Annotated in this window: 10 protein-coding genes and 1 other annotated feature; of the genes, 6 read left to right on the forward strand and 4 right to left on the reverse strand. The window is 41.6% G+C overall.

Translation table 11 applies throughout. From position 1 onward, the window contains the following. Window positions 1–77: 77 nt before the first annotated feature. A complete protein-coding gene (locus AC4E8A_RS02370) occupies window positions 78–302 on the reverse strand; it encodes a hypothetical protein (RefSeq protein ID WP_490196582.1) in 225 nt (74 codons plus the stop codon). A 58-nt stretch (window positions 303–360) separates the two neighbouring features. On the opposite strand from AC4E8A_RS02370, the gene AC4E8A_RS02375 reads away from it, so the two are divergent. The 4 genes from AC4E8A_RS02375 (at window position 361) to AC4E8A_RS02390 (ending at window position 3,735) form a co-directional block, all read left to right on the forward strand. After that, on the forward strand, window positions 361–1,053 hold the full coding sequence (locus AC4E8A_RS02375; protein WP_490196583.1) for a response regulator transcription factor: 693 nt from the start codon (window positions 361–363) through the stop codon (window positions 1,051–1,053). 97 nt (window positions 1,054–1,150) lie between these two features. Further along, on the forward strand, window positions 1,151–2,074 hold the full coding sequence (locus tag AC4E8A_RS02380; protein WP_490196584.1) for an ABC transporter ATP-binding protein: 924 nt from the start codon (window positions 1,151–1,153) through the stop codon (window positions 2,072–2,074). Next, window positions 2,067–2,816: an ABC transporter permease gene (locus tag AC4E8A_RS02385; RefSeq protein WP_490196585.1), complete on the forward strand. Its 750-nt coding sequence runs from the start codon at window positions 2,067–2,069 to the stop codon at window positions 2,814–2,816. The genes AC4E8A_RS02380 and AC4E8A_RS02385 overlap by 8 nt, the downstream gene beginning before the upstream one ends. Window positions 2,817–2,838: 22 nt before the next feature. Further along, complete coding sequence (locus tag AC4E8A_RS02390) at window positions 2,839–3,735, forward strand: sensor histidine kinase (RefSeq protein ID WP_490196586.1); 897 nt, start codon at window positions 2,839–2,841, stop codon at window positions 3,733–3,735. Between the two features lie 191 nt (window positions 3,736–3,926). Here the strand turns inward: AC4E8A_RS02390 and asnS are convergent, their stop codons facing one another. Both asnS and AC4E8A_RS02400 read right to left on the reverse strand, forming a co-directional pair. Then, window positions 3,927–5,318: an asparagine--tRNA ligase gene (gene asnS, locus AC4E8A_RS02395; RefSeq protein WP_490196587.1), complete on the reverse strand. Its 1,392-nt coding sequence runs from the start codon at window positions 5,316–5,318 to the stop codon at window positions 3,927–3,929. 49 nt (window positions 5,319–5,367) lie between these two features. After that, window positions 5,368–5,596, reverse strand: a binding site (T-box leader). A gap of 685 nt (window positions 5,597–6,281) precedes the next feature. Further along, on the reverse strand, window positions 6,282–7,133 hold the full coding sequence (locus AC4E8A_RS02400) for a TetR/AcrR family transcriptional regulator (RefSeq protein WP_490196588.1): 852 nt from the start codon (window positions 7,131–7,133) through the stop codon (window positions 6,282–6,284). 226 nt (window positions 7,134–7,359) lie between these two features. Here AC4E8A_RS02400 and AC4E8A_RS02405 point away from each other — a divergent pair, with 226 nt between their 5' ends. Continuing rightward, window positions 7,360–10,446: an efflux RND transporter permease subunit gene (locus tag AC4E8A_RS02405; protein ID WP_490196589.1), complete on the forward strand. Its 3,087-nt coding sequence runs from the start codon at window positions 7,360–7,362 to the stop codon at window positions 10,444–10,446. A gap of 359 nt (window positions 10,447–10,805) precedes the next feature. On the opposite strand, the gene AC4E8A_RS02410 is transcribed toward AC4E8A_RS02405, so the two are convergent. Continuing rightward, window positions 10,806–11,288, reverse strand: a complete 483-nt coding sequence (locus tag AC4E8A_RS02410; protein ID WP_490196590.1) for a DUF2798 domain-containing protein — start codon at window positions 11,286–11,288, stop codon at window positions 10,806–10,808. Between the two features lie 340 nt (window positions 11,289–11,628). On the opposite strand from AC4E8A_RS02410, the gene AC4E8A_RS02415 reads away from it, so the two are divergent. Further along, window positions 11,629–11,979, forward strand: coding sequence for a hypothetical protein (locus tag AC4E8A_RS02415; protein WP_490196592.1), 351 nt, complete (start codon window positions 11,629–11,631; stop codon window positions 11,977–11,979). Window positions 11,980–12,194 lie beyond the last annotated feature (215 nt).

Raw genomic sequence — 12,194 nt, forward strand, 5'->3', positions numbered from 1 at the left:
TTCAGTTAATCTAAAACTATATCACCGCTTAAATCTTCTATAAAATGTTAATGGAAGATTAATCTCTCTATGAAATGCTAGTTTCCGTATCTTTTTTCGAATAGATACTTTAGTTCTTCTGCAGCGTTGATTGAAGTGGAAGGTGTGAGACCGCCCCGCGGAGTCGCACACCTGGAGCGGAAATCAACATATTCTTCAAAAACAATAACATACTTTAACAGAGCCCCTTCGTGAAATGCATTGCGGCCATTGAGTTTCCCTGAATTCGGCAAAGCGTTTGATTCCCTGCTGGCTTTGACCAACTTGACATTCCCCGCAATTCAATAAATGATAAGGTTAATAACGATGAGGATGATTGCGATGAATGATACAGTAAATATCTTAATAATCGAAGACGATGAGGACATTAACCGCCTGCTGTGCAATATTGTCAGTAAGAGCGGCTATTCGCCAAAGCCGGCTTATTCCGGAACGGAAGCATTGATATACCTGGATTCCCAAAAATGGGATATGGTCCTGATTGATCTGATGCTCCCGGGTTTGTCCGGTGAGGAGATTTTAAAAAAGGTGACAAATGAGAGCAAGATCCCTGTCATTATCATTTCGGCAAAGCTTGAGACTCAATCCAAGATTAATGCGTTAAGAGCCGGGGCTGATGACTACATAACCAAGCCTTTCGATATTGAAGAGGTATCTGCCAGGATTGATTCATGCCTGAGAAGATATCGTGATCTATCGGGTAGGGCGGAAACGAAACAATTGATCCATAAGGACATTCGGTTGGATGTGGACACTAAGATCGTGACAGTGAACGGAATCGAGCTTAAATTGACGGCTCGGGAATACGATATAGTGCTTCTGATGATGTCGTCCCCCAAAAAGGTTTTTTCCAAGGCGAACTTGTTTGAGAGCGTGTGGAATGAAAAATTTTACGGAGATGACAATACGATAAATGTTCATTTGAGCAATATCAGGAGCAAACTGGCGAAAGCAAATGGGAATGAAGAGTATATTGAAACGATCTGGGGAATGGGCTACAAACTCAAAACTTAAGGTTTTCTTAAGGATTCGCTTAAGACTTTCTTATGGTTTCCTTCTTATAGTATAAGAGCGTTCAAATTGGAATTATGACGTAAGGAGGAAGCTCTTCATGAATGATTATGTACTGACAACCAGCCAATTGTCGAAGAAATATCAAAAGAATATGGCGCTTGATAAAGTAAGTGTAAAGATAAAAAAAGGTTCTATTTATGGGTTCATTGGACAGAATGGTGCCGGGAAATCAACGTTGATCCGTGTGATCACCGGTCTTGCGTACCCAACATCGGGAACGTTTGAATTATTTGGAGAGAATAATGAACGGGACATCATTGAGGCCAGAAAGAGAATCGGAACGATCATTGAAGGGCCGGCTTTATATCCGCAGATGACCGCCAAGGACAACCTGGAAGCACACCGTCTTTTGAAAGGCATACCAGGCAGAGAGTGCATCGACAAAACGCTTAAGCTGGTTGGGTTGCAGGATACAGGAAAAAAGAAAGCGAAGAATTTTTCTTTAGGAATGAAGCAGCGCCTTGGTCTGGCGATTGCGTTATTGGGAGATCCTGAGTTTTTGATTTTGGATGAACCGATTAATGGGCTGGACCCAATGGGTGTTGTGGAAATCCGGGAACTGCTGAAAAAGCTTAACAGGGAATATGGGATTACGATTCTGATTTCAAGCCATATCTTAAGTGAGCTGCATTTATTGGCCACCCATTATGGCATCATCCATAAAGGGGAGCTGCTGGAACAGTTATCTGCGAAAGAGCTTCATGAAAAATGCCAGCAGTACTTGCATATCAAAGTAGATGATCCAACCAAGGCGGCAACCATAATAGAAAGCCAGTTATCTACGAAGGATTTTGAAGTAATGCCCGATGGAACGATTAAGCTGTTTGCCTCTGTTGGTGCACCAGGAAAAGTCTCCAAATTCTTAACGGATGAGGGCTTGATCATCGAAGAATTCATGCCTATGGGCGAAGATTTGGAAACCTATTTCAGCAATCGTATCGGAGGTGTGCAGCATGGGTAACTTACTGAGAACAGAGTGGTACAAGTTAAAGAAAGACCGTTCATTCCGCTTCCTGACCTGGATGTTACTTGCGCTGGCAGTCCTGTTTCCTCTTATAGAATTCGACAATGGCGCTTCAGGCCTGCCGGCAGTAAGTGATTACTACCGGGAAAGCATTCTTGGGCCACATGCGAATATTGTGAAACTGATCCCGAGTATTCTCGCCGGGTTCTTTATAACAAGTGAATATTCCATGGGGACGATGAAAAGCATCGTATCTTCAGGAAAAAGCAGGCTGAGCATCTACTCTGCGAAGTTACTTGCGTTTTCCATTGGAGCGGTCATCATATCCCTGCTTTTACCTATTGTGATGACGGGAACAAGTGCTATCTATTTTGGATTTGACAGAATGCCTGAAATGACATATTACCTGCAAACCATAGGGCTGATTGTTTTATACGGAGCTGCCTTTGCCTCCATCATGGCGATTTTTTCAATCCTGTTCACGGACAGTGGAAAAACGATAGGCTTTCTTCTGATGTTCTTTATATTTGCTGACTGGCCGCTGCAAGTGCTGGCCGCTAAAGTACCGGCTTTTGAACCTATACTCACTCATTCTGTTTTTATGTTGATCTACAAGATCAGCATTGTAGAGACCTTGAATAGCAGTGACATGGTTTTCATCGTCGTGATTCCCATTTTAACGTTTCTATTATTCTGGGCAATAGGCGTCTTTATCTTTAAACAAAAAGAAATTAAGTAACCAAGAAAGCGGGTGAGGTCTGATGCTCTATTTATTCATAATCGTCATGATAGCATTCGCAGTTGTCCTCACTCGTTTCTATCTGCTGAAAAAAGAAATAAAACATACAACCCGTCAGCTTCATCAATTCAATCGTAACCAAACAGCCAAGAAGGTCGATATCAGCTATAATGACCGCCATTTTGAGGAACTGGCAAAGGAAATCAATAAACAGATTGATCTGACCAGACAGGCCGAGGCCGTCAAACGTTCCACAGAAAACGAGCTGAAGCAGGCAATCTCTCATATTTCACATGATATCCGCACACCTATGACCTCGATCCTTGGGTATATACAGTTTTTGGAATCTGATGAAATTAGCCCGGAGTTGAAAAAAGAATACATTAAAACGATAAAAAATAGTGCAGGAAGATTGAAAATCCTTCTTGAAGATTTTTTTGAGCTGTCGATTATCGAACAAACAGATTATCCGTTGAAAATGGAGAGAGTCAGGCTCAACGATTTGATTACGGACGCTCTATTGGGGTTTTATGAGGGTTTTAATAAAAGAAAAATAGAGCCGGAAATCCATATTCCGGAGCAGGAAATTATGATGTCAGCCGATTCATCTGCTGTTAAAAGAGTGGTGGAAAACCTAGTGGTCAATGCGATCAGATACTCAACAGGAAATGTGGCCATCAGCCTTGAAGAAGCGGATGCAGCGGTTCAACTGAGGATCTCCAATACAGTCGATCAACTCACTGAACAGGATGTCACTCAAATGTTCGACCGTTTTTATAAAGCGGACCAGACGCGGACAGGAAAAGGTACCGGGTTAGGGCTGCCGATTGCGAAGAGCTTAATGGAAAAAATGAACGGCCGTATCTCGGCTGAGTTAAAAGGAAATCAATTGACCTTGATATGTGAATGGAAGGGCTGAAAAGGACTAAATACAAAAAGCTGCATATCCCTCACTGGAACTCCATCTTTCATCAATTCGGATTTTCCTACAACACTGCTCGATCAGCAGGTATTTCACAAATAGGGTTTTTTCGGAACGAAGGCTTTTCAAATAGGGCGAAAAAAATAGGATGCAGCTGCATCCTATTTTTCATTCTTTAGTTTCATTCATTAAAACTCTGCATTTCCTGGTGTACGAGGGAATGGAATGACATCTCGGATATTCTTCATTCCAGTCAAATACATGACAAGGCGTTCGAAGCCAATTCCATAGCCTGAATGTTTTGTTCCGCCGTATTTTCTAAGTTCGAGATACCACCAGTAATCTTCTTCAGACATACCAAGTTCTTTGATTTTATCCACAAGGATTTCTTCTCTTTCCTCACGTTGGCTTCCCCCGATTAACTCGCCAATACCGGGAACCAGAAGGTCTGTCGCAGCTACTGTCTTGCCATCCTCATTTGCTCTCATGTAGAATGCCTTGATTTCTTTCGGGTAGTCGGTTACGTAGACAGGGCGCTTGTAAATTTCCTCACTAAGGTACCGTTCATGTTCCGTTTGCAAATCAGTACCCCATTCAACCGGGTAGTCAAATTTCTTACCGGAGTTCTTTAATAATTCAACAGCTTCTGTATAAGTAACTCTTCCGAAATCGGATTCTAATGCATTCTTCAATCTGTCAATAAGTGTTTTATCAATAAAGCTATTAAAGAAGTTCATTTCTTCAGGGGCATGTTCAAAAACGTAATCGATGACGTACTTGACCATTTCTTCACCGAGATCCATGATATCCGGTAATTCTGCAAAGGCAACTTCCGGCTCGATCATCCAGAATTCCGAGGCATGGCGTGCTGTATTTGAATTTTCTGCTCGGAAGGTCGGACCAAAGGTATACACATTACGGAAAGCAAGGGCAAAGGTTTCCGCATTTAATTGACCACTTACGGTTAAATTGGTTTCCTTGCCGAAGAAATCAGCACTGTCATCGAAATTTCCTTCTTGATCTTTAGGAAGCTGGTTCATATCCATTGAGGTCACGCGGAACATCTCTCCGGCGCCCTCTGTATCGCTTCCGGTAATAATCGGTGTATGTACATTTACAAACCCTTTTTCTTGAAAGAATTGATGAACTGCATAAGAAGCAAGAGACCTTACCCTGAAAACGGCTGCGAAGGTATTGGCTCTCGGACGTAAATGAGCGATTGTTCTTAAGTATTCAAGAGAATGTCTCTTTTTTTGTAAAGGATAATTTGTATCCGATAAGCCTTCCACAACAATTTTTGTTGCTTTAAGTTCAAAAGGCTGCTTCATTTCAGGAGTCAGTACGAATTCACCTTCCACTGAAACAGAAGAGCTGATTGGTAACTTCGTAATTTCTTTGAAGTTGTCAAGGGTATCCTCGAAAACAATTTGTACACTCTTAAAGAATGTTCCGTCGTTCAACTCCATAAAGCCAATGGTTTTGGAATCGCGAAGAGTACGGATCCAGCCGGAAAGTTGAACCGTTTTGTCTTTGAAATTTTCTTGGTTTCTGTACAGGTCTTTTACTACGGTCTTTATCATAATTCGCCTCCTAATAGTCTTCTTTATAAAAAAAGCCTTCCATCCCAAAATAAGGGACGAAAGGATTACTTCCGCGGTACCACCCAAATTGTCATAAAATGACCATCTTTAAAGTTACCCCAGTCATTAACGTCCTGGCAACGTCTAAGCCTACTAAAGAAATCTCTTTCGGTCAGAACTCAGAGGTGTTCTTCATTCATGCTTCATCGCCAGGCTTCCACCGTCCCTGGTTCGCTTCAGAATATAGCAAAAACTACTTTCCTCTTCATCGATTTAAAATATATAGTTTTAAATGAAATTTTATTGTAATAATTTATCATAAAACACAATACTTTGTCTAGTTTTCACAGGAGGATAGTGAATGGGTTAGGCAATAGTGTGCTTAAACTAAGTGGGTCGATGACTAAAGGGCAGCTACTGAATGCCGCCTATTGCTCTTTCCAGCAATCAGAGCCTTATTTCTCTATAGTGGCAACTTCTGTTTTACATCCATTCGGAAGGAGGTAAATGGAGTTGAAATGGCTTGATGAAAGGAAAAGATTAGGGAGAAGGGTAAGATAATTAAGTGGAGTGTCAGTGGAGCATTTGAAGTGATCGGATCCCGCTCTTATTTCATATAAATCAAAGAACGCGTCTATACATTTTATGCAAAAATGTATAGACGCGCTCTTTTCGTGGATTTTGTTGCTATTCAGATGAGTTGCGAAAAGCAAGAAAGAAAAAACTGCACTTTCATTCATAATATAAGCTTTAGTATCCAAGGGGAAATCCAACCCTTTGGATTTTTCCAAAGACTGTGTTTTTCCTTTCTCCTATAACTGCATGACGTTGCTTGCCAGATGCCTCGTTTTTATACTGTCTCATTTATAATGGTAAGAATATTTTCACTAATGGGTATGATGTAAATGAGCAGATATGGTTTCATGTTAACGGGCATCCGCACTTGTCCATGCCAATCGATAATCATTTATCCAAAAAATGCTGCGAGATAAAATCCCGGTATGAATGGAGACTGGGATATCCGGAGAAATTCGACAGCATTCCATGAATGACCGGCCCTCTAGGAGCTTCTTTTTCAATTTCCTCTTTTAGGACTTGAAGGGTGACCGTCAGTTCGTCTGCCCCCAGCTTTTCAATTTCTTCTTCAAGGTCTTTCATCACAGTGGACAGTTTTGGCTGTTCCGAAAATAAGATATTGGATAAAACGGTTTCGGCCTTTTCTTTTGTAAAGAAGGGCTGGTCTTTGTGAATATCTTTTACAATACTGTCAATCCTGTTCAGCATATATTCTGTTAAGCTTCTCAAATCAAAATCGTGAGTGGAAAACAATAAAATGCCCATATACGATTTGATGATTCCTTCAAGGATAATGGTGATATCCCAAGAGAAAGGCTCGATTTCAGGACCATAAATCTCAATAATGCTTTTTCGGTAACCTTGGTGTGTTTCCATTTGTTTTTCAAAAATCAGCTGCTTTACCGTCTCGTTTCTCGGGATTGCCTGCTCTTTGGCCAGCATGACGAGAAGATCGCGGTGGGTAATGAAATGTGAATACACCGCCATTTGTTCCCGTAATAATTTTTCCCGAGGATCTTGTATATCCTTTGTTTCTTCGATAGTCGTTCTGCTTATCATGTCAAAATGATATTGTAAAATACCTAGTAATAGATCGTCTTTGGATTTGAAGTGTAAGTAAAAAGCTCCTTTTGAAATCCCGCTTTCTGTGGCGATCTCTTGGACAGAGGTGGTTGAGAACCCCTTGCTGGCGAACAGCCTCATTCCTACTTCAATTATCTGCATTTCTTTCTCGTTCATAAAATCCCCCCGGAACCCCAAGTTCGACTTGAATGTTTATTCGAAATGTGAAACTTTTGTTAACGGTAAACGTAAATAACTGTGTAAAAAGTAACAAAAAGATTGACGTCTGACTGGTCGGTCAGTTATATTTGATTTATTGCAATTGGGGTTATGACTAACCGGTCATTTACATTATACCAAAGTTGTCAACGTTATTCAAAAGGGAAGAGGAAGGTGTCTTTTATTGAAAAGTTTAGTGAACTTTGTCCTGAAAAATAAACTGGCTGTATGGTTATTGACGATCATCATTACCGTTGCGGGTTTATATTCAGGCACAAAAATGAAGATGGAAAGTATACCGGATGTATCCATTCCGTACTTGATTGTTATGGATGTGTATCCAGGCGCCACTGCTGAACAGGTGATGGACAAAATATCCATGCCTATGGAGCAGTCGATTGATGGACTGGAAGATGTTAAAGCTGTTTATTCGAATTCTTCAGCAAACGTGTCACAGGTCCAAATCGAATATGAATATGGCGTCGACATGGATGAGAAGAAACGCGAGCTGGAAGCAGCCATTGATAATATTTCATTGCCGGAAGATGCGGAAGAACCATCGATCATGGCAATCAGTATGAATATGATGCCGGTTGTGGCATTATCCGTCAGCAGTACAGAGGGAGACATTGTTGATCTGTCGGCTACTGTTGAAGATAAGATCCTGCCTGAGATTAAAAAGATCGATGGCGTTGGATCCACAACGATCACGGGGCAGCATGTTGAGGAAGTGGAATTCACCTATGACCAGGCGAAGATGGAATCATTGGGATTAACCGAAGATACGGTCAAACAAATGGTTCAAGCAAGTGACATGGCTCTGTCTCTTGGCCTGCAGGAATTCGAAGAAGGGGAAGAAGCCCTTGCGGTTGATGGCGACATTAAAACGATTGATCAATTGAAAGAACTGATGATTCCTGTTACACCATCAGAGGCCAACCCGAATCCTTTTGTAAAATTAGGGGATATTGCCACAATTGAAACAGTTGGCCACGTTCAATCCATTTCCCGCACAAACGGGGAAGAAGCGATTTCTGTCCAAGTAACGAAAGGGCAGGAGGCAAACACAGTAGATGTCGTGAATGCCGTTAAAGATGTAATAGCAGAACAAGAAGAGGAAATCGATGGCCTAGTCATTGATGTCACACTGGATCAGGCAGAACCGATTGAAGACTCTGTTTTCACAATGGTGGAAAAAGCATTATTCGGCGGCTTGTTCGCAGTCATCATCATTCTGTTATTCCTTCGTGACTTCAAGTCAACGATCATTTCGATTATATCCATTCCAGTATCGATCTTTATGGCATTCCTGCTGTTGAACTGGCTCGATATAACCTTGAACATTATGACATTGGGTGCGATTACCGTGGCAATCGGCCGGGTTATCGATGACTCGATCGTTGTAGTGGAGAATATATACAGAAGGATGCATTTACAAGAAGAGAAACTTCGCGGCCGTGCGTTAATCCGTGAAGCAACGATTGAAATGTTTAAGCCGATCCTATCCTCAACACTTGTAACGGTTGCGGTATTCGCGCCGCTTATGTTTGTCGGCGGAATGGTTGGCGAATTGTTCAGGCCGTTTGCCTTAACGATGGCATTTGCTCTGGGTGCATCACTGCTTGTTGCGATTACAATCGTACCGGCACTGTCTCACTTCTTATTCCGTAAGTCATTATACGGAGAGAAGAAAGAATCGAAGCATAAAGAAGTTGGCAGACTTGCTAACTGGTATAAAGGCGTACTGGTAAAAGTACTGAACCACAAGATCATCACGTCCATCCTGGCGGTCGTTCTGTTAGCTGGTTCCCTTGCTTTAACACCTCTTATTGGCTTCAGCTTTATGGGGTCTGAAGAGGAAAAAACGATTTACCTGACCTATACACCAGCAGCTGGTGAGCTTGAAGAAGAATCGTTGGAAAATCTTGAAGAAGTTGAACAGGAATTAATGAAGCGTGATGACCTCAAAACGGTTCAGTTATCGTTCAACAACAGCAATAGCGCAGATGCCTCTACGATGATGATGGGCGGAAGCAATGGTGCGTTGATGTATCTTTTCTTTGATGAAGATACCGAAAACTTCTCTGATGTGAAAGAGGAAGTTGAAGACTATGTCTTCAATATCGGCCATTCCGGTGAATGGAAGTCCCAGGATATGATGGGCGGAGGAATGGCATCGAATGAAGTAAGTTATACATTGTACAGTGAAGATTTAGATGATCTAAATACTGCAGTTAACGAGATTGAAGACTCTTTGAAAGAGGTGAAAAATCTCGAAGATGTGGGATCCGACATGGAAAATCCATATGTCGAGCATGTACTGAAAGTAGATCATGAAAATATTATGCAGTATGGATTGACAACAGGACAAATCGTTGGCGCCTTGACCGCTACAAGTTCTGAGGAAGTACTGACAACGGTGGAAAATGATGGTGAGGAAATTGATGTTATCGTCCAGCGTGAAGAGAAAACGGACGCAGCATCCATTGATGAACTTCTGGAAACACCAATTCCTACTGCAACTGGTACGACGATGCCGCTATCTGAACTGGTAACGACAGAAGAGGGTACGACGTACAACACATTGTCCCGCAGTAAGGGAGAATACTACGCAACAGTTTCAGGCACGGTGACGACTGATGACGTATCTACAGCAACCTCTCAAGCGGATAAGAAAATTGATAAGCTTGATTTGCCGGAAGGTGTAGAAGTTGGCGTGGCAGGTGTTGCGGCTGATATGCAAGAAACATTTACACAGCTGGGAATTGCCATGCTTGCAGCGATTCTGATTGTTTACTTCATCCTGGTTGTAACATTCGGTGAAGGATTAGCACCATTTGCGATTTTATTCTCCTTGCCATTTGCTGTGATCGGTTCCTTTGCAGGTCTATACATCGCTGGGGAAACCATTTCAGTTTCGGTCATGATGGGTCTTCTGATGCTGATTGGTATCGTTGTGACTAACGCAATTGTACTCGTGGACCGTATCATTCATATGGAACGCGATGGAATGCCGCTGCGTGATGCCATTGTGGAAGCAGGAGCGACAAGACTTCGCCCAATCCTGATGACGGCGATTGCTACAATCGGCGCCATGACGCCAATGGTATTTGGCGGTGCCGGATCTGCCCTCATTTCAAAAGGGCTGGCCATCACCGTAATCGGCGGTCTGACATCATCTACGATCTTAACATTATTGATTGTGCCGATCGTATATGAGCTTCTCTCCAAAATGCTGAAGAAAGACCGTAAAGAAATCGAAGAAAACTAGAATAGACAGTGAAAACCCCTCCGTTATCGTGAGGGCACTGAAAAAGTCCGAGAAAAATCAAAAAGGCAGAATCGTTCAATTCAATGAGCGATTCTGCCTTTTTCACTTGAGATTTTATGAGAAAGTGTTGGTTTCCGTTCCAGGTGTAAAGTCGATTATTGTAGATGCCACCCACAAAGGCACGATATAACCAAATGACCCCATGCAAGTACTCAAGGATCGCTCCAAGAATCTAAGAAAATCCATTTATAAGATTAAAGTATGAAGGATAAATTCCCCTCTATTAGAGCGCTTTTTGAAGGAAAGACACCAACTACCTGGCAAAAAAAATGCCCTCCCCAAATGGAAGGGCAAAGACATTAGGTTGTTAGCGAAGGTGTATTCTTAATAAACTTTATGAACACCATCCGAATAATAGGTCCCATCACTATTAGTTGTAGAGGGAGGGCAAAAATGAAATTCATAGTGAAGATATGCAGGTAGTCTTTATAGAGAGTCCCATTCTGGAACCCGGCATGTAGATAAGACGTAACTAAACCATAAAATGACATACAAAAAGCCATGCCAATTACCATGCATGTAGACATAGAGATAACAAACAACGGGACATTTCTCTTGTTAAATGGCAGTGAAGAAACGATCTTCCTGGCAAGCGGCCCCACAAGGAATAAATCCAATACAAGAGCAATGACATAAGCCAGAACAAATTGAATGACGATCTCTTTGAATGATATCTTGCCAAATAAATCATTCAAAAATAGGTTATAAATGGTCATTACCACCACCATTCCAAAGCACATAAACAAACCAAAGTATAAACCTTCTTTTCTCGTTTTCGGCAAACCTTTCCACCCCTTGATTTTTCATAATGAAAGTCACTCAGTAAGTATAGGTAAAGATAAGTCCTTCTCGTAAGTGACAAATTTGTGAACATATTTGACGGGAAACATCAGAGATCAATAACTAATTCTACTGACAAGGAGTCGTAATAAAAAAGAAGAAGAAATAATCCCTTGCTGCACAATACAACCAGAAAAATACGAATGCCCCATTACCACAAAAATGTGCTATTGATCCGGCTGCTGCCCACCGTCCATGACTGCACAGATGAACGGAGGATGAAAAAAATGAATCTTTTTATTGTTCGTTTTCGTAAAAGTAAATAATTAGGAGGGGAAACGTATGAAAAGAATATCTGGTATAGTAGTATCCTTATTAGCCATTTTCTCTTTGTTCGGATGTGGAAATGACGAAACAGAAGAAATGACAAAGGAACAAGCTGAAGAAATTGCAATCGAGGAGTTGGAAAAAGACTTAGCCCAATTCAATGAAAAGAGCAACGAGAATATAGAGATGGGAACTGTTGAGTTATTATCAAATGATACCCACCTCAGTAGTTCTTCAAAAGCCTGGGAAGTAACGTTCAATTTAAAGGATGGGTTAACCAATGAGCAAGAAGCAACAAATTCTATCGCACAATACAGCATAAGCCCTGATGGGGACATCAAACGGAAATCAACCTCTTTTGAGTGATGCCTATATTCAATGACAGGTGGCAATAAGATCTGGTGTCCAACTGTTGCTGAATTGAATGAAGGTCTTCTTCCTTAACCATTCCATTTAAATTAGAGAGTGCCATTTCAGGAATCAATCCTGCAGGATCCCTTGCGATTTTCCAGTCCCGTCTAGAGATGTTTTACCTGGAGGGGGGATTTTCCGGCAGGGTCATTCTGCAGGTGGCTTTGCTT

The sequence above is a fragment of the Bacillus sp. SRL337 genome (assembly GCF_984799155.1).